Origin of the sequence: Bacillus sp. LJBS17, assembly GCF_019334685.1 — a bacterium.
GTDB lineage: Bacteria > Bacillota > Bacilli > Bacillales > Bacillaceae > Bacillus > Bacillus subtilis.
In genome coordinates this window covers 1,051,872-1,070,134 of record NZ_CP079759.1, presented here as the reverse complement: position 1 = coordinate 1,070,134, position 18,263 = coordinate 1,051,872, and the positions used below count along the sequence as shown (strand labels likewise).

The following is an 18,263-nucleotide window of genomic DNA, read 5'->3' as shown; positions in this document are numbered from 1 at the left end:
TTGAACATCAAAAAAACCTCCGCGATAAAGCGGAGGTTTTAGCTGAATAAATAGGTAAGCGCGTCAGACACGGCAGCTTTTCCTTGATCAATGCAGTCGGGAATGCCGACACCTTCGAAAGAAGCGCCTGTCATATAAACACCCGGATACGCAGATGCAAGTGCTTCACGCAGCTCCTTGATACGCTGCTTATGGCCGACATGGTACTGCGGCATGCTTTCATGCCATCGGGTGACACATGTCATTTCCGGCTCGCCGTTTATGTTCATGACTTTCTTTAAGTCTTCTAACACAATGTTGATAATGTCATTATCTGATAGATCGACAATGGATTCGTCTCCAGCTTTTCCGACATATGCCCGAAGCAGCGTTTTGCCTTCCGGCGCTGCGTGCGGCCATTTTTTATTCGTCCACGTACAGGCTGTGATCGCAAAGTCACTGTTTCTTGAAATGACAAAACCCGTGCCCTCATGCTCCATTTGGACGGAGCCTTCAGGGAAACCTAAAGCGACGTTTGCCACGGATGTGGAGTGCATATTTTTCAAATGAGAAATGGCAGGAAGCTCAGAAAGCATTCCCGCAGCCGCTTTATGCGGAGCAGTCACAATTACTGAATCAGCATCAAGTGTGACGCCGTTATCCAGTTCGAGCGAATAGCCAGAGCCGCTATGGCTGAGTTTGGTCACTTTTGTGCCTTTATACACCTTCGTCAGCTTTAACTGCTTTTCGATCTCTTCTACAAGGGTCTGCAAACCGGTTGACAGAGTCTGGAACTGCCCTTGTTTTTTTGCCGTCAGCTGCTGGCCTGAGCCTTGAGGCCTTGTTTTTTTCATGCCGAGAATCAGGCTTCTATGCTTTTGTTCCGTCTGGTAAAATTGCGGGAATGTCGACATCAGGCTGAGCTTGTCAATGTCGCCTGCGTAGATCCCTGATAGAAGCGGCTCGATTAAGTTCTCGACCACTTCATCTCCGACACGTCTGCGGAAGAATTCTCCCAATGACTGATCATCCTTTGTTTTGCTAGCAGGCAGGATGAAATCCATAGCAGCTCTCGCCTTCCCAGACAAAGAAAACAGACCCGTAGAAACAAACGGCGCAATTTTTGTCGGTATCCCCATTACAGCGCCCTTCGGCATTGGATGCAGAGTGCGGTTTACAAGCACATAGGATTGTCCGGTCGCATTGTTGACAAGCAAATGCTCAAGACCTAAGTCTTTAACAAGCTGCGGGGCGCTTTTCTTTCGTTCCAGAAATGAGTCTGGCCCTCTTTCGATGATATAGCCGTCCTTCTTGACAGTCTGGATTTTTCCGCCGACTCTCGGACTTGCCTCAACAAGCGTCAGTTCAAGCGGCAGATTCTTTTCTTTGATTTCTTTTTCCATATAGAAGGCGGCGGCTAAACCGGTAATGCCGCCGCCGATGATGACTACATGTTTTTTGCCGTCACTCATGTTCATCGCCTTCTTTAACGTCCTAATTTTTTTAATACGACTGTTGCCAAAGCATCAATAAATTCAGGCTTGGCATTTGGCATTTCCGGCCGGTAATAGCTTGCGCCGATATCGTCAGTAACCACTTTGCATTCATAATCATTATCATAAAGCACTTCTAAGTGATCCGCGACAAATCCAACAGGAACATATACAAATGCTTGATAGCCTTTTTGTTCGAATAAATCACGTGTTAAATCCTGAACATCGGGTCCGAGCCAAGGATCAGGCGTGTTCCCTTCACTTTGCCAGCCGACAGCATATTCGGAAACGCCTGCGCCTTCAGCAATTAATTTCGCCGAGTCATGCAGCTGGTCCGGGTACGGGTCTCCAAATTCTTTGATTTTTTCCGGCAGGCTGTGTGCGGATACGATGAGCATTGCGTTTTCTCTTTCATCCTCAGGCATTGACGCATATGTTTCCTTCACTCGGTCAACCCAATATTTCACGAACTTCGGTTCATCGTACCAGCTTTCAACTGACGTAATCGTTAAGCCGCCGAGTTTTTCAGCCTCTTCTTTGGCGCGTTTGTTGTAGGACTGAACGCTGAACGTGGAGAAATGCGGCGCCAGCACGATGCTGACTGCTTCTGTAATGCCATCCTTATGCATCTCTGCTACGGCGTCTTCAATAAACGGCTCGATATGCTTCAGTCCGATATACGCTTTAAACGTAATCTCATCCTGAATTTCATTCAAGTGCTGTTCCAGATTATGCGCCTGCTCTTCTGTGATTTTGGCAAGCGGTGAAATGCCGCCAATCGCTTCGTATCTGTCTTTCAAATCTTGAAGCATTTCAGGTTCAGGCTTTCTGCCTCTTCTGATATGTGTATAATAACGTTCAATATCTTCTTCCTTATAAGGCGTGCCGTACGCCATCACGAGAAGCCCCATTTTCTTTCTACTCACTGTTTACACCCTCTTTAATGATCTGATACAAACATTTTGACAGGATATCATTAAGATACCAAAAGATATGCTTAGGAATATTGACCCATTTTTTTGTTTTGTGAATATTCATGGACAAATGCTGTCAGTTTTTTCAAAACCTCGGGACTGACATCAGGAAATACCCCATGGCCAAGATTGAAAATGAAGCCGTCTGACTCCATACCCTGATCAAGTATTTCCTTCGTTTTCTGCTCAATGACTTCCCATGGCGCAAGCAAAATGGACGGGTCCAGGTTGCCCTGCACTGTTTTAGTAATTCCTTTTGATCTGGCTTCAGCAATGCCGAGTCTCCAGTCAAGCCCGACAACATCGAGAGGAAGGTCATGCCAATCACCTGCAAGATGGCTTGCGCCGACGCCAAACATGATCAGCGGCACATTCTCCTTTGCGAGCTCTGAAAAAATCCGGTTCATTACGGGTTTGATGTATGTTCTGTAATCTGCCTGATTCAATGCGCCGACCCACGAATCAAAGATTTGAATCGCTTTTGCGCCTGCCTCAATCTGCGCTTTCACGTACACGATGATCATGTCGGCAAGCTTGGACATCAGCAGATTCCATGCATCTGGCATGCTGTACATGAAGGCTTTTGTTTTATTGTAGTTTTTCGACGGGCCGCCTTCGATCATATAGCTTGCAAGCGTAAAAGGCGCACCTGAGAAACCGATGAGCGGGACGTTCAGCTGCTCATTGACAAGCAGTTTAATTGTCTCAAGCACGTACGGCACGTCCTGTTCCGGATCAATTTGGCCGAGTTTTTCAATGTCCGCCAGAGACCGGATTGGCTGATCAATCACAGGGCCGATCCCGTTTTTGATTTCAACATCCACACCGATTGACGGCAGCGGCGTCATGATATCTTTATAAAGGATTGCAGCATCGACTCCGTATTGCTCAACCGGCAGTCTTGTGACATACGCACAAAGTTCGGGCTGATGGGTAATCTCAAACAATCCGTACTTTTCCTTCAGCTTGCGGTATTCCGGCTGTGAGCGCCCTGCTTGCCTCATATACCACACAGGCGTGTGATCCGCTTTTTCTCCCCGCGCAGCTTTTAAAAACGTCTCGTTAAACGTTTCTCGTTTACTCATCTGATTTCCACCTTTCATACGGCAACCATACGTTCGTATTTCTTGACTTATTACACTATACCTTGTTTTAGGCAAATGGTATAGAAATGTAGCTCAAAGTTCAAAAAATCGCCGAATTCCATTAAGAGGAAAACAATTTTGGCTGAACGTAATCGGTTCCTTCCCCTTCTCTTTTTGTCTGTGTATTATAAGGCACAATTTTATAAGACGCGCCCGAAAATAAGTTGGCATAAGGAATTTCATAGCTTCCCTTCCCTTCAACCGAATCAAGAAGCGACTCCTCGCCGTCCTTGTTTACATAAATTCTGTATACGGCCCGATCATCCTCTTGAGCGTCCCACTTTAATTCAATAGTAAAGAGCCCCGCTGCTTTAAATGTGTAATCAGCTGTGAGTGTTTTGACCGGCTTCAGCTCAATCGGGCTTTCCAGTTCTTTAACGTTTTTAAGCTTTGTGAACACATGACCGGTTTCTCCTGCCTGTGTCAAAATATCCTTAAACAGCCGCGTCGGGTATGAGCTCCCGGCTTTCAAATAATGGTTTTGATCCGTTTTGTCATAGCCCATCCAGACTGCCCCGGTTATTTTCGGCGTATAGCCTGCAAACCAGGCGTCCTTTGTCGCGCCGGAGACGCCTGTATAAGATGTAGAACCTGTTTTTCCCGCCAGGTCGCCGTGATAGGTGCCGGACGTGGCCGTTCCCTTTTTGACTACCTGCTGCAGCATTCTCGTCATATTCCAAGACGTCTGCTTGCTGAAAACCCGCTTTCCTTCCTCTTTATGATCGGCTATTGTTTCTCCGTCTTCATCTATTATGCTCGAGATAAAGAAGGGTTCCGTATACGTTCCATTCGCGGCAAATGTATGAAACGCGCCGGCAAGCTGGAGCGGCGAAACGCCTTTTTCCAAGCCTCCTAGAGCGAGAGCAAGTCCTTCATCAGGGATATCAATGCCGTTTGCTTTCAAATAAGATTTTCCTGTTTCGACGCCGATCTCATTCAGCGTCCAGACAGCCGGCGCATTTTTGCTGTACGTAATGGCGTCAGACATAGTGACTTCGCCCTCATACCGGCTGTCGTAGTTTTTCGGCGTATAATCTCCGTAGGACTGCAACTCATCCTTCAATAGAGAATATGGCTTAAATTTCTTTTCCTGCATCGCCGGTCCGTATACGGCAAGCGGCTTAAATGTGGAACCCGGCTGGCGGACAGCTGTGACACGGTTATATCCTTTGGATGTGTAATCCCTTCCGCCGATGGCCGCTTCTACACCGCCTGTCTTGTTATTAATAAAGACCGCGCTTCCCTCGGCATTCTGATCTGTTCCGGGATAATAGCTTCCCTCTTTCATCACCTGGTAAGCCGTCTTCTGCAGCTTCGAATCGAGCGGCACCTTGATCGTGTATCCGCCTTGAAGAAGCTGCTCCCCAGAAATGGAATACTTGTCCTCCGCTTCTTTGATCACAAGGTCAATGTAGCTGTCAAACCAAGGTGTTTCCGACTGTTTCTTCACATGCAGTCCAAGCGTTCGGCCTTGCGCGGTGACAGCCTCTTTCGCACTGATATAGCCTTGGTCATTCATCATGCCTAGAATTGTATCACGCCGCTCCTTATTTTTATCAGGGTGCAAAATCGGAGAGTACGTAGAAGGCGCCTTCGGAATAGCGGCCAAAACAGCGCCTTCAGATACAGTCAAATCTTTTACTTCTTTATTAAAATAATAGTGGGACGCCGCTTGTATGCCGTAAACCCCGTGTCCGAAGTAAAGCTGGTTTAAATACATTTCAAGCAGCTTGTCCTTGCTGTAATCCCGTTCAAGATTGATCGCAATGATCACTTCTTTTGTTTTTCTTAGAAACGTTTTGTCATGTGTCAGAAAAATATTTTTGGCAAGCTGCTGGGTGATCGTGCTTCCGCCTTCCACCTTTCCGCCTGCTAATATATCGCGATACACTGCCCTTCCGACAGATTTTGCATCAATGCCGTGATGCTCATAGAACCTTTTATCCTCAACAGCGATAAACGCTTCTCTGACCTGCTTTGGAATCTCATTGATCGAGACCGGCTCGCGATTTTCTGTATACAGGCTTGCAACCTCATCTCCGTTTTGATCAACAATTTTTGAAGAAGCATGAAGAATAAGCTTTTTTTCATCTATGACATAATGGCCGAGAAAAATAATTGAAATATATCCTATTAAAGCGAGAAAAGCAGTTAACACTAAAATAATGATAGGTATAAAAAGTTTCTTTTTCTTTATCTTAAACATGAACTCACCTCGCCTTTCTAAAGGTAGTATGGGAAAAATTGTTTGGAATTATGTTCGAAGCACTCGCCAATAGAAACTTATACCATTGTTTTGATATACTAGCAAGCAGGAGGTGGCTGATATGAAGGTTTATATTACATATGGGACAGCCGATTTTTTAAAAACGATCGTACAGAAGCATCCCTCAGAAAATATCCTTTTGATGCAGGGGCAGGAAAACGCCATTTTAATTCATGAAACAAACGGAGATACCGTTTTCCAGGCACCACACGCTTATGAAGTCATTGACCAAGTCGGAGAGATCAAACATCCCGGTTTTGCAGTATTGAACAATATTGCCGTTACTCAGGAAGGGCGTCCGCTGTTTGAAAACAGATTTAAAAACAGAGCGGGAAAAGTCGAAAACGAGCCTGGCTTTGAAGCAATTCGAGTGCTCCGTCCGCTTGACAGTGACACCTATGTCATTCTGACCTTGTGGGAAACGGAAAGCGCCTTTCAAGACTGGCAGCAGTCCGGTTCTTACAAAGAAGCCCACAAAAAACGCGATACATCTGCCGGAATTGACACAACGTCGATCTTCTCCCGGCCTTCCTATGTCACCACATATTTCGCTGTCGAATAGCTGCCGGCATGTCCGGCAGCTTATTTTATTGGGAGGAAAGCAAAATGAAGCATACTTGCCCAGTCTGCGGGTTTAAGGGATTGGCTGAACCGCCATATGATCATGAAGGCAATCATTCTCATGAAATCTGCCCGTGCTGCTGTTTTCAGTTCGGATTTGATGATTACGAGATGCAGCACGAGGATGATTCATATTTAGAGCCATCGGAAAGCATCATCGCCTATAGAAAAAACTGGCTTGCTGAAGGGTGCGTCATTTTTTCTCCTGAATGCTTCCCAAAACATCTGCAAAAAGCGAATAGAGTATTAAGGCATCATCTGATTGAGCAGCTGAAACAGATCAATGTTCATCTTCCATCATAACCCTCCCCTCTGTCCCGGCACCTTCCGCCCGCCTATGAATAATCTGTAAGCGGAAGGAGTGATCGATGATGGAAGTCGGGATTTTGTCTGTCCATGTTCTGTATGTGTTTTTTATCGGTGCAATTATCCTATTTATGCTGCTGAGAAAAGACACGACATTTATTTCTCTATTCGGCATTTTTATCATATCGCTATGGGCCAGCCATTCACTTTCAGCTTCTGTCAGCAGTTTATTCCACAGCTTTATCTATGCGGCCGGCGAACTGCTGCCCACGATTTTCATCATTTGCTTTATCGTTTCAATGAGTGATTTGTTAACAAAAACAGGGATAAATGAAGCGATGATTTCTCCCTTTGCAAGCCTTGTGAGAGGGCCTGTGACTGCCTATTGGCTGATTGGGGGCCTGATGTTCGCCATTTCTCTCTTCTTCTGGCCTTCTCCGGGTGTCGCTTTAATCGGCGCCGTCCTGCTCCCCGCAGCCGCACGTGCCGGTTTGACGCCTCTTGCCGCGGCCATGGCCATGAACTTATTCGGACACGGTTTTGCCCTGTCAGGAGACTTTGTCATTCAGGCGGCGCCAAAGCTGACTGCAGATGCAGCAGGCATTCCAGTCGGTGATGTCGTCTCGGCCAGCATTCCGCTTGTGCTGATTATGGGTGTGACAACAACAACCGCTGCCTTTATCATGATTCAGCGCGAACGCAAAAAACAGGAGCATCCCGCTTCTTTTTCCCCCGTTCTTTCCGGCGAACAAGACCACTCGCTGTACTTGCCAAAACGCCTGCGGTCCATACTGGCTTTTTTGATTCCGCTTGCCTTTCTTGCAGATATCGCCTGCATGCTCTTGTTTAACCTACAAGGAAATGATGCCACCGCGTTAATTGGCGGGTCTGCAATTTGTATCCTCTTTACCGTTCATTTTTTCGTGTATAAGCATAAAGGGCTTGAAAAAATCACCGGCTATTTTATTGACGGATTTAAGTTCGGTTTTAAGGTTTTCGGCCCCGTCATCCCGATTGCCGCTTTCTTTTATCTTGGCGACTCAGGCTATGAGAGCATACTGGGCACTTCACTCCCTAAAGGTTCCCACGGCATTGTCAACGATCTTGGCATTGCTTTATCCCATATGATGCCTATGTCAAAGGAGCTTGCCGCCGCTGCATTAACTGCCGCTGGAGCCATAACAGGCCTTGACGGCTCAGGATTTTCTGGCATTTCTCTCGCCGGCTCCATCGCAAAGCTCTTTTCGTCCGCTCTCCATGCCGATCCCGCCGTTCTGACCGCGCTCGGACAAATCTCTGCCATCTGGGTGGGCGGAGGAACACTGGTCCCATGGGCGTTGATTCCCGCGGCGGCCATTTGCAAAGTTGATCCTTTTGAGCTTGCCAGAAAAAACTTCATTCCCGTCGCGATTGGCCTTTTGGTGACAACCCTCGCAGCTGTGATGATGCTTTAAAACAGCACGAGTTGAAATATTCAGACTTTTTCTATACAATCATGGAAAACATAGAAAAGGGGGAAGCGGCTTTGTCCATATCCACACTGCAGAAAGAGATAAACAAACAGCTCGACGGCTGTTTTGAAGAAATGGTTGAGATCAGGCGCCATTTTCATATGTATCCTGAGCTTTCATTTCAAGAAGAAAAAACCGCCGCATTTATTGCTTCCTATTATGAATCGTTAGGAGTCCCAATCCGCACAAACGTTGGCGGCAGAGGGGTTTTAGCATATATAGAAGGAAGCGAACCCGGCCCTACAGTCGCTTTGAGGGCCGACTTTGACGCTCTCCCCATTCAAGATGAAAAAGATGCCCCTTACGCCTCCAAAGTGCCTGGTGTCATGCATGCATGCGGCCACGACGGCCACACCGCAGCTCTTCTCGCAGTGGCCAAGGTCCTTCACCAAAACAGACATGAACTGAAGGGAACATTTGTGATGATCCACCAGCATGCAGAAGAATATTATCCGGGAGGCGCAAAGCCAATGATCGATGACGGCTGTCTAGAAAACACGGATGTGATATTCGGCACTCATCTTTGGGCAACTGAGCCGCTCGGAACTATTCTTTGCCGCCCCGGCGCCGTAATGGCGGCGGCGGACCGATTTACGATTAAAGTTTTCGGAAAGGGCGGCCACGGCGCTCATCCGCATGATACTAAAGACGCCGTCCTGATCGGTTCGCAAATCGTTTCCTCTTTGCAGCACATTGTCAGCCGCAAAGTCAATCCGATTCAATCCGCCGTCATTTCGACAGGCTCCTTCATCGCCGACAATCCGTTTAATGTCATCGCAGACCAAGCAGTACTCATCGGCACAGCGCGTTCTTTTGATGAAAATGTCCGGGACATTCTGGAGAAAGAAATTGAAGCGGTTGTAAAAGGAATATGCAGCATGCACGGCGCGTCGTATGAGTACACCTATGAACAGGGTTATCCGGCGGTTGTGAACCATCCTGCCGAAACGAGCCACTTGGTGAGCACCGCAAAGAATACCGAGGGCGTTCAGCAGGTCATTGACGGTGAACCGCAAATGGGCGGCGAGGATTTTGCTTATTACTTACAAAACGTGAAAGGCACTTTTTTCTTTACAGGTGCAGCTCCCGAACAGCCAGATCGAGTTTATTCCCACCACCATCCGAAATTTGATATCAACGAAAAAGCCATGCTGACAGCGGCCAAGGTCCTTGCCGGCGCTGCGATCACCTATCATCAGCTATAAAAAAACAGCCGGAGTGTTTATTCTCCGGCTGTTTCCTTTAATATCCTCAGATGAAAAACATGTCTTGCCGTTTCTCCAAGCTGAGCAAGCAGCTTATAATTGGCAATTCCGCCGACTGCCGCTCCTACGCCCGGCAAAAGCTGAAAAAGCTTCACGACGTCGATATAATCGCGATATTCCTGCTGGAACACTCTCCAGTCGATGCTCTTTTTCTCCGTCTCCCAATTTTCGATGACAGAAAAAAGCGATTTACGGCCATCGTCACTCGAAAATGCAAGCTGAAACACGAGCAGCAAAAACATCCTTTCTTGTGCATCCTTCACATCAAAGCCGTAAATGGAAGACAAGGTAAATAAACACTTCATCTTAATTGAAAGCAGCAGCGGAAAATCAGCAATGCCTAAAAAAATGCCGCCCGCTCCGGTGCCGACTCCCTCAGCAGCTGCCACTTTCTGATAAGAAACAATCGTTTTTTTCGCCAATTCGTTTTTTTCACTGAGCGACAGTGCACTTGTATCCTTTTTATAAGTAATGATATTGGAGCCGGTCATTGTCGCTTCTACCATTTTTTTCACACTCTCGGTGACGACCGTATGGATTTTTTCAGGAATCCGTTCATTCACCTTCGTCTGGACACGCTTCGAAAAGCGTTCAAACATGGAATCCTTTCGCAAAAAATGCATTTTCCATTGCAAAGCTTCCTGCATCAGCAGCTGATTATCTGTCATTTGATTACCCCTTTTCAGTTCACAGCTTTCCGTGCTTTTTCAGCCTGGTTGTCATATAAGAAGGCAAAACAACAAAAATCAGAACGGCAGAACCGATCAGCGCGTACAGAAAACCGGTCAAGCCGGCTGCATAGGCAGACGCAACAGACATCAGCAGCGCTTGAATACTAAGTGAAGTTTTTAATAGAGAGAAATAGCTTTTCAGCTTTGTTTCTTTTTTCACAGGGTACAGCTCTTGAAGCGCCAGATGGTCAAAGTGGCCGAAGAGCGGCAGAAGCTGAATGCCCGTAATGAAAATGGCAAACACAGTCAAAACCGCTGCAATCAGCGGGCTAGCTGAGACATACATAATGATCAGCGCGAAAACGATCGTTAATCTGACAAGAATGCCCAAATAATCACTCGAACGCAAAAAGGCGCGGGTGAACATATAGGCAAATGTTTTGCGCTGTTCAAACGGCACAAGCCGCAGCAAAAAGTCGAGATAAGCTCTGCGTTTGGCTTGCTTTCGCAAATGCGGTACATCAGTAAACAGGTTGGCAATCCGATAGAAACGCTGCTTTCGTCTCAATTCGGACTCAATATGGCTTTCCCATTTAAATGTTTTCCGTTTTGCTGCGGAAGACATATACAGATAAAGAACAGCCATAATGACATAGACGAGAAGCGCATACATATAAACAGATTGGAAAACAAAATAAAGAACGAGTGTATTCGCCGCAAAGCGAATGATGACGTCCATCCGTTTCATGCTGCGGTCGTTTTGGAAAGTCGTACGCCATTCCATTACCTGATTCCACGCTTTCAGCAGCAACAGTTGGACAAAGACCGCGGCATACGATACGAGCGAAGCTCCCGGAGTGACTGCGAAATAAAGCGGCATCGCAACGATGCTCAGCGCAATAAGCGGAAACAGCTGAGACACATAGCTGTAGACAAACGCCTGCTTCAAGTAAGGCTCCATTTTTGCTTCAAGAGGCAATAAGAAAACAAGGTCAGCCTCCTTCAAAAGCGTTCGCACATAAGAGCTTGTCAACACGAGCGAAAACAGCACGGCCATCACCCAAAAGGACGGAAAGTGAGCGGGAATGTCCCGTATCCATTTGCTGTACCAGCTTGCAGCGCCCGCTAGAAAAAAAATCAAAACAATGACGAGGTGATCATTGAGCATATATTTCATGTATGTTCTTGTTTCTTTGATATGCTCCTGCAGCCGCGACTGCCAAATATCAAGCATATTATTCATGGCCAGCGTCTTCCTTTGTAAGCTCAAGATACAAATCGTCCAGCGCCGCGTCCTTCATTCCAAACTGCTCTCTGAGCTCTGACAGCGTGCCGCGCGCCCGCACCTCGCCGTTATGTAAAATAATAAACGAATCGCAATAGCGTTCTGCCGTTGCCAAAATGTGCGTTGACATCAGCACGCTCGCCCCGCCCTTTTTCGCTTCATTCATCCGCTCAAGCAGCGCGTTAATGGCAAGCGGATCAAGCCCTAGAAAAGGCTCATCAATAATGTAGAGCGCAGGCTCTGCCAAAAATGCGCACATAATCATAACCTTCTGCTTCATTCCTTTAGAAAAATGGGCCGGGAACCACTTCAGCCTCTTTTCCATTCGGAATTCCTTTAAAAGCGGAGGCAGCCTTTTCTCCATCGTTTCTTTTGACAGTCCATATGCCATGGCTGTTAGTTCAAGATGCTCCATCAGCGTCAATTCTTCGTATAAAACAGGTGTTTCAGGTATATAGGTAAATTGTGAACGGTAGCCTTCCGGATCCTCAGCAAACGTTTTACCGTTTAATTCGATTGAACCTTTATGCGGGTCCATCAGCCCGATGATATGTCTGATTGTTGTACTTTTACCAGCACCATTCAGCCCAATTAAGCCGACAATTTGATTCGGTTCAAGGGTGAATGATACGTTTTTTAAAACCGGATTCCTTGTATATCCGCCGGTTAAGTCTTTTACCGATAGCAGAGACATAGTTTCTCCCCTTATAGTGTTTTTCTTCATAGTACCAAAAACAAGGCCTGATTTGAAACAATTCCCTTTTAACAAATGATGAATTTGCTGTCATAAAGAGACAGGGTTCTGGACATCATAATAGTTGTAGAGGAAAAGCATATCAACTGAAAAATGAGGTGTTTGTCAAAGACGTCTTAGAAACAGTTGGATAGAAAATAAACATGTCCAATGCTCAAACCATTTCTCTTCACTGAATTGATGAATTCTTCATGTATGAAGCAAATTGTCAAATGAGGTGTTTATCGCAGGAATCGTTAGGCATTAAACAAGTCTTCATTTTATTGACAAATGAGGTGCTTACCAAAGGCATAACACATTTTCTTCATATAAGCTCTTCCTCTGCATTCAGGGTGAACGCTCGCCGTTCATCCTGTTTTCTATTTTCTGCATTTCTGTGGTACGATGAATGTATACATACTAAACAATTTCATAAGGAGGAACCCTCATGCATTGTGCAGAGAATTGTATCTTTTGTAAAATTATTGCCGGCGACATTCCATCCGCGAAGGTGTATGAAGATGAACATGTACTTGCCTTTCTTGATATCAGCCAAGTGACAAAAGGCCATACGCTTGTCATTCCGAAAACACATATTGAGAATGTATATGAATTTACAGATGAATTAGCAAAACAATATTTCCATGCTGTTCCAAAAATCGCCCGCGCTATCCGGGATGAATTTGAACCGATCGGCTTAAATACGCTGAACAATAACGGCGAAAAAGCTGGACAATCTGTGTTCCACTACCATATGCATATTATCCCTCGCTACGGAAAAGGAGATGGATTCGGAGCGGTTTGGAAAACGCATGCTGATGATTATAAACCGGAGGATCTGCAGAACATCTCTTCCTCTATCGCAAAACGCCTGGCCTCATCATAAGATGAGGTTATTTTATTTTGTGAACATTTCGCAAACATCCGTCAATTTCTTTTGATAATTCTAATTTTTTATCAAAAAACTGAATTTTTGTGATAGGATAATTGTATTATTTTATACATTAACGTGGAAAACAGGGAGAGATCATAATGGAACGTACAACGAATTTTAACGCAGGTCCTGCAGCGCTGCCACTGGAAGTTCTGCAAAAAGCACAGAAAGAATTTATTGATTTTAACGAATCCGGCATGTCTGTTATGGAGCTTTCCCACCGCAGCAAAGAGTATGAAGCGGTGCACCAAAAAGCGAAAACCCTCTTAATCGAACTGATGGGCATTCCGGAAGATTACGATATCTTGTTTCTTCAAGGCGGGGCAAGCCTTCAATTCTCAATGCTTCCGATGAACTTTTTAACACCTGAAAAAACCGCACATTTTGTCATGACAGGCGCTTGGTCTGAAAAAGCACTGGCAGAAACGAAATTGTTCGGGAACACGTCTATCACCGCTACTAGTGAAACAGACAATTACAGCTATATTCCAGAGGTTGACCTTACGGATGTAAAAGACGGCGCATATTTACATATCACATCCAACAATACAATTTTCGGCACTCAGTGGCAGGAGTTTCCGAATTCTCCAATTCCACTCGTAGCCGACATGTCCAGCGATATTTTAAGCAGAAAAATCGATGTGTCTAAATTTGACGTGATCTACGGAGGCGCCCAAAAGAACCTCGGCCCTTCCGGCGTGACTGTAGTCATCATGAAAAAAAACTGGCTGAAAAATGAAAATGCGAACGTCCCAAAAATCCTGAAATATTCCACGCATGTCAAAGCGGATTCACTCTACAACACTCCGCCGACATTTGCGATTTATATGCTGAGCCTTGTTCTGGAATGGCTCAAGGAAAACGGCGGTGTGGAAGCTGTTGAACAGCGCAATGAACAAAAAGCGCAGGTTCTCTACAGCTGTATTGATGAAAGCAACGGCTTCTATAAAGGACATGCCAGAAAGGACAGCCGCTCACGCATGAATGTCACCTTCACGCTTCGGGATGACGAATTAACGAAAACATTCGTCCAGAAAGCAAAAGATGCGAAGATGATCGGCCTTGGCGGACACCGTTCGGTGGGAGGCTGCCGCGCTTCTATTTATAACGCGGTCTCTCTCGAAGACTGTGAAAAATTAGCTGCGTTCATGAAGAAATTCCAGCAGGAAAATGAGTAAAAAGTCTGGCTATGCAAACCGTCCGTTTGGTATACTGTTTGCATAACACATTCTGTAAAGCCTTCGCAATAAATGATGAGCATATTATTGGAGGGCAAAAAGCTTAGCAGAGGAGAGCATAGTTATGAAAACAAAAGAGTTAGTCATTATGGCTCTGTTTGCCGCAATCGGCGCAGCGCTTCATTCCATTATTCCGCCCTTTTTAGGCGGCATGAAACCAGATATGATGCTGATCATGATGTTCATGGGCATTCTGCTGTTCCCGCGAGTGCAAAATGTACTCGTCATCGGGATCGTGACCGGAATCATTTCCGCGCTTACAACCGCGTTTCCAGCTGGACAGATCCCTAACATCATTGATAAACCGGTATCAGCGTTTCTGTTCTTCTCCCTGTTTCTCTTGTTCAGAAAGAGCCGCAAAACAGGTGCAGCCGCTGTGCTGACAGTGATCGGGACCATCTTATCAGGAATTGTGTTTCTATCGTCAGCTTTATTGATCGTCGGTTTGCCGGGCGGTTTCGCCGCATTGTTCGCGGCTGTTGTTCTACCGGCCGCTGTGCTGAATACAATCTCAATGATCATTATTTATCCGATTGTGCAAACCATTTTAAGACGTTCAAGCTTTATGGAAGCTGCTAAATAATTGTCACACAAAACCTCTTCCGCTTCCGGGAGAGGTTTTTTGAACAGAGCGTCCGCAGCATGTCAGCATGTTTTAAGCGAGGAGTTTTGTGAAAAAGATAAGACATAGTGTAAAGGCGGTTCCGGTTGAACAAACAAGCGCTTTCTGCCGGATGACTTTCTTGGGCGGATAAGAAGCAGCCTGGCTGAGAAGTCTGATATAGTAAACAGCGCCTGAAGCGAAGGCAAGGGTGATGCAGGATAACACAATCAAAAAGACAGACAACCTTCTCCCTCCTTTTCACTTAAAAAATATGCTAAAATAAAGCAAGCTATGTATAGAAGTTCAGGCTTTCAACAAAAATGAAAAATGCTGAATGAATCCTATTTGAAGAAAAAGACGGGGTGATTGTAATGGCGAGCGGACGTTCTCTATTAACAGGACTATTCGTAGGCGGCATCATCGGAGGAGCAGCGGTTCTTCTTACTGCACCTTCCTCAGGAAAGCAGCTGCGTGAAAAAATGAAAACCAATTATGATTCTTTTGAAGAAACAATCAAACGCTTAAAGTCAGACGGGCTTGCTTTAAAAGACCAGCTGATCAAAGCGGCAAAAGAAAGCACGGATGTTATTAAAGACGTGGGCGGCGAGCTCCAAACGTCAATTAAAAAATGGCAGGAAGAGATCAAGCCTCACCAGCAGGATCTGCAAAAAGAAATTGCCGATATCGAAGAGAAAATCAGACAGCTGGAGAAAACCTTACAAAACTAATATCCTATTCAAAAGAAAAAAATGCGGGCCAAAATTGGACCCGTATTTTTTTTGGCCGAAAAACCCTTCCGCCACAATGGTTTGTGAATTTATTAAAAAATTCTTACATTTTCATCTTTATTAATCTTTATTTTATTGGCATAATAGAGAAAAAGAAAAAGAGAAGCAGGTGACGTAATGAATCGAGTGGAACCGCCCTATGATGTGAAAGAAGCTCTGGTCTTCACCCAGAAAATGGCTCAGCTTAGCAAGGCGCTTTGGAAATCAATCGAGAAGGATTGGCAGCAATGGCTCAAACCGTATGACCTGAATATTAATGAGCATCATATTTTATGGATTGCGTATCAATTGAATGGAGCTTCCATTTCTGAAATCGCGAAGTTCGGGGTCATGCACGTATCAACCGCATTCAACTTTTCAAAAAAGCTGGAAGAACGGGGATATTTAAGGTTCTCCAAACGGCTGAATGATAAAAGGAACACATATGTCCAATTGACTGAGGAAGGTACCGAGGTATTCTGGAGCTTGCTTGAGGAATTTGATCCGACACGCAACGCTGTTTTTAAAGGGTCACAGCCTTTGTATCATTTATTCGGAAAATTTCCTGAAGTGGCAGAAATGATGTGTATGATACGCCATATCTACGGCGATGATTTTATGGAAATTTTCGAAACGTCACTCACCAATATTGACAATGACTTTGAAAGCGTAAACGGAAAACTGAAGAAAAAAGCAAAGGACAGTGCGGCGGATGAACCGGCTGAAGAGCTTGAACCTGTAAACAGTTAATCAAAATGCTTCATGATGTCGATAAAGACTTCCATCAGCTCTTGATAAAGCCCCTGCTCATACAGGGCAAAAATCGTTTCATGAACATCTAATTTTTCATTCAGCTGTCCGGCAAAAAGCGCAAGGAGCTTATCAAAGGTTACAAATCCTTGCGCTTTTTGTGTTGCCAGCTCTTCCGACAATTCATCGCATATCCTCATAACCGCTTCCCCTTCTTCCTTGCTCAGCCCTTTGTCAATGAGAAGCGCATAGAAGGGGTACCTGTCCATATCTACTGTTTTCACTAATAATTGTATGTAATATTCTAATCGCTCAATGCGATGATCCATCGAATCCATCCACACCACTTCTTTCTATCTTTAATCTTATTTTAGCTGATAATTCACTGAGAAGAAAGTTCTAACCCCATATTTCGCAGTTTGTTTGCTTGTTTCAAAAAAATACCTGCCGGATGATATTTTTTCTTAAAAAAGCATTGATTTTTTCTCTTGGGAGGAGTAAATTATTTTGAGATTCTATTCAAGATGTATGGAAGGATGACTTTGATGAATTGCTGGAAGACCATAAATCTCATGAAGGATTATGGCGCCGTTCGCATAATATTAACTGCTGTATGTTTTATGATTTTGGTTTTTATATCTACCTTTTTAGCTTTTGAGCTGCTGCGGCCTGGCACAAGCTTAAGCGATGAATATGTATCTTTATTCGGCGGTTTGCTCGTCGTTATTTTATTTGTACATAAAGTCATCCATGTCCTGCCAATCATCTGCAAAAAAAGAAAAATAGAAAAAAAGTTTTACATATTGCGCATGCGCACATGGAAACGTATACCAAAAACAACAATGCTGATTTCACTCGTCAGCCCGTTCTTGCTGATTACACCGGTATTGTTTTACGCAGCACTGGCATTTCCGAATCACGCTCATTATTTTTGCATGATCTCGGGCATTCACGCCGGCTACTGTCTGCCTGATTTCCTGCTGGCTCTCAAGCTGATAAAAGCACCGAAAACCGCTTTTATTGATCAGGAAGCTGACGGCTTGGATATTCTTGTTGAAAAGTAGTCAAACCCTGGTGCTGGTGGCGATTTTTCAATTTGCATTCTATCTTTTTTAATAAATATTTGGTAATGTAATATGGGACAGTTCAGAGAGAGGGGGAATCTCCCATCATTTTATTCTATTTTATCGTGGCTGCCGTGTTTATTTTATATTTCATAAACAGGCTCACCAATACATTATGCCTTGTCAGAGAGATTCCTGAAGAGCGGCAAGATAAGGTATTCCGATTTATTAATGTATCTATATTAATTTTACTGATCTCTTCGTTTGTGGAGATCTCCTTTACAGTGTAAATACGAAAGAAAGCATAGCTGCTGATTAAGCAGCTATGCTTTTTTATGTTGATTAGTACAGCCAAGAAGCGCCGATGATAATCAATAAAATAAATAACACAACCAATAAAGCGAATCCGCCTGCAAATACTTCACCCATCTTAAATAGCACCTCCTGTAATAAGCTTTATTTACCAATTACATGTTATGCAATTCATGTTTGAAACGATTAGGCGCTAGTGAAAATAAAGGATCGCTTATGTTGCAAGCGATCCTCGGGCTGCTTAGTAGATGTAAGCTGCACCTACGATGATAAGCAAAATGAACAGTACTACGAGCAACGCGAATCCGTTAGAGTATCCTCCGCTCATGTTACATACCTCCTTTT

General features: G+C 44.8%; 21 protein-coding genes and 1 pseudogene. 11 read left to right on the top strand and 11 right to left on the bottom strand.

Features of this window, described 5'->3' with window-relative positions:
- Positions 1–38: 38 nt before the first annotated feature.
- The 4 genes from hemY to KXZ66_RS05465 form a co-directional block, all read right to left on the bottom strand.
- A complete protein-coding gene (gene hemY, locus KXZ66_RS05480) occupies positions 39–1,451 on the bottom strand; it encodes a protoporphyrinogen oxidase (RefSeq protein WP_032725328.1) in 1,413 nt (470 codons plus the stop codon).
- Between the two features lie 14 nt (positions 1,452–1,465).
- Positions 1,466–2,398 (bottom strand): ferrochelatase, encoded by a 933-nt coding sequence (hemH, locus tag KXZ66_RS05475; RefSeq protein WP_108029365.1) that lies wholly within the window; start codon positions 2,396–2,398, stop codon positions 1,466–1,468.
- A gap of 71 nt (positions 2,399–2,469) precedes the next feature.
- Positions 2,470–3,531, bottom strand: coding sequence for a uroporphyrinogen decarboxylase (gene hemE, locus KXZ66_RS05470; protein ID WP_077670583.1), 1,062 nt, complete (start codon positions 3,529–3,531; stop codon positions 2,470–2,472).
- Positions 3,532–3,652: 121 nt separating this feature from the next.
- Entirely contained in the window at positions 3,653–5,797 is a 2,145-nt protein-coding gene (locus KXZ66_RS05465) for a transglycosylase domain-containing protein (RefSeq protein ID WP_049140677.1), read from the bottom strand.
- Between the two features lie 121 nt (positions 5,798–5,918).
- On the opposite strand from KXZ66_RS05465, the gene hmoB reads away from it, so the two are divergent.
- The 4 genes and pseudogenes from hmoB to sndC all read left to right on the top strand — a co-directional run bounded on the left by hmoB (position 5,919) and on the right by sndC (position 9,500).
- Entirely contained in the window at positions 5,919–6,419 is a 501-nt protein-coding gene (hmoB, locus tag KXZ66_RS05460; protein ID WP_003244748.1) for a heme-degrading oxygenase HmoB, read from the top strand.
- Between the two features lie 44 nt (positions 6,420–6,463).
- Positions 6,464–6,781 (top strand): annotated as a pseudogene (locus KXZ66_RS05455) (hypothetical protein).
- A gap of 65 nt (positions 6,782–6,846) precedes the next feature.
- On the top strand, positions 6,847–8,238 hold the full coding sequence (locus KXZ66_RS05450; RefSeq protein WP_219144839.1) for a hypothetical protein: 1,392 nt from the start codon (positions 6,847–6,849) through the stop codon (positions 8,236–8,238).
- Between the two features lie 71 nt (positions 8,239–8,309).
- A complete protein-coding gene (gene sndC / locus KXZ66_RS05445; RefSeq protein ID WP_219144838.1) occupies positions 8,310–9,500 on the top strand; it encodes an N-acetyl amino acid acetylase SndC in 1,191 nt (396 codons plus the stop codon).
- Positions 9,501–9,517: 17 nt separating this feature from the next.
- On the opposite strand, the gene KXZ66_RS05440 is transcribed toward sndC, so the two are convergent.
- Genes KXZ66_RS05440 through ecsA form a run of 3 tightly spaced genes read right to left on the bottom strand, consistent with a single transcriptional unit; the run spans position 9,518 to position 12,210 of the window.
- Entirely contained in the window at positions 9,518–10,228 is a 711-nt protein-coding gene (locus KXZ66_RS05440; RefSeq protein ID WP_049140675.1) for an EcsC family protein, read from the bottom strand.
- A 19-nt stretch (positions 10,229–10,247) separates the two neighbouring features.
- Complete coding sequence (ecsB, locus tag KXZ66_RS05435; protein WP_049140674.1) at positions 10,248–11,474, bottom strand: ABC transporter permease EcsB; 1,227 nt, start codon at positions 11,472–11,474, stop codon at positions 10,248–10,250.
- Complete coding sequence (ecsA, locus tag KXZ66_RS05430) at positions 11,467–12,210, bottom strand: ABC transporter ATP-binding protein EcsA (RefSeq protein ID WP_003233230.1); 744 nt, start codon at positions 12,208–12,210, stop codon at positions 11,467–11,469. The genes ecsB and ecsA overlap by 8 nt, the downstream gene beginning before the upstream one ends.
- Positions 12,211–12,697: 487 nt before the next feature.
- Here ecsA and KXZ66_RS05425 point away from each other — a divergent pair, with 487 nt between their 5' ends.
- From KXZ66_RS05425 to trpP, 3 genes are all read left to right on the top strand, one after another.
- The gene (locus KXZ66_RS05425) at positions 12,698–13,135 is read left to right on the top strand and encodes an HIT family protein (RefSeq protein ID WP_003233231.1); all 438 of its coding nucleotides are present in this window, start codon (positions 12,698–12,700) and stop codon (positions 13,133–13,135) included.
- A 146-nt stretch (positions 13,136–13,281) separates the two neighbouring features.
- Positions 13,282–14,361, top strand: coding sequence for a 3-phosphoserine/phosphohydroxythreonine transaminase (gene serC / locus KXZ66_RS05420; protein ID WP_219144837.1), 1,080 nt, complete (start codon positions 13,282–13,284; stop codon positions 14,359–14,361).
- A 124-nt stretch (positions 14,362–14,485) separates the two neighbouring features.
- The gene (gene trpP / locus KXZ66_RS05415) at positions 14,486–15,004 is read left to right on the top strand and encodes a tryptophan transporter TrpP (protein ID WP_003233236.1); all 519 of its coding nucleotides are present in this window, start codon (positions 14,486–14,488) and stop codon (positions 15,002–15,004) included.
- Between the two features lie 72 nt (positions 15,005–15,076).
- Here trpP and KXZ66_RS05410 read toward each other — a convergent pair whose 3' ends face one another.
- Positions 15,077–15,268, bottom strand: coding sequence for a membrane protein YhzF (locus KXZ66_RS05410; protein WP_014476318.1), 192 nt, complete (start codon positions 15,266–15,268; stop codon positions 15,077–15,079).
- A gap of 128 nt (positions 15,269–15,396) precedes the next feature.
- On the opposite strand from KXZ66_RS05410, the gene KXZ66_RS05405 reads away from it, so the two are divergent.
- The gene (locus KXZ66_RS05405; protein ID WP_003245875.1) at positions 15,397–15,753 is read left to right on the top strand and encodes a YtxH domain-containing protein; all 357 of its coding nucleotides are present in this window, start codon (positions 15,397–15,399) and stop codon (positions 15,751–15,753) included.
- A 177-nt stretch (positions 15,754–15,930) separates the two neighbouring features.
- Positions 15,931–16,542: an HTH-type transcriptional regulator Hpr gene (locus KXZ66_RS05400; RefSeq protein ID WP_003239501.1), complete on the top strand. Its 612-nt coding sequence runs from the start codon at positions 15,931–15,933 to the stop codon at positions 16,540–16,542.
- Here KXZ66_RS05400 and KXZ66_RS05395 read toward each other — a convergent pair.
- Positions 16,539–16,880, bottom strand: a complete 342-nt coding sequence (locus KXZ66_RS05395; protein ID WP_009966921.1) for a YhaI family protein — start codon at positions 16,878–16,880, stop codon at positions 16,539–16,541. The genes KXZ66_RS05400 and KXZ66_RS05395 overlap by 4 nt on opposite strands.
- 207 nt (positions 16,881–17,087) lie before the next feature.
- Between KXZ66_RS05395 and KXZ66_RS05390 the strand changes: the two genes are divergently transcribed.
- Together KXZ66_RS05390 and KXZ66_RS05385 are read left to right on the top strand one after the other, a co-directional pair.
- The gene (locus KXZ66_RS05390) at positions 17,088–17,606 is read left to right on the top strand and encodes a DUF3267 domain-containing protein (RefSeq protein WP_003245590.1); all 519 of its coding nucleotides are present in this window, start codon (positions 17,088–17,090) and stop codon (positions 17,604–17,606) included.
- Positions 17,607–17,713: 107 nt separating this feature from the next.
- Positions 17,714–17,896, top strand: coding sequence for a hypothetical protein (locus tag KXZ66_RS05385; protein WP_024571667.1), 183 nt, complete (start codon positions 17,714–17,716; stop codon positions 17,894–17,896).
- Positions 17,897–17,948: 52 nt separating this feature from the next.
- Here KXZ66_RS05385 and yhzE2 read toward each other — a convergent pair whose 3' ends face one another.
- Positions 17,949–18,035: a sporulation protein YhzE2 gene (gene yhzE2, locus KXZ66_RS05380; protein WP_003155248.1), complete on the bottom strand. Its 87-nt coding sequence runs from the start codon at positions 18,033–18,035 to the stop codon at positions 17,949–17,951.
- 124 nt (positions 18,036–18,159) lie between these two features.
- Entirely contained in the window at positions 18,160–18,246 is an 87-nt protein-coding gene (gene yhzE1 / locus KXZ66_RS05375) for a sporulation protein YhzE1 (protein WP_003327753.1), read from the bottom strand.
- Between the last annotated feature and the right edge of the window lie 17 nt (positions 18,247–18,263).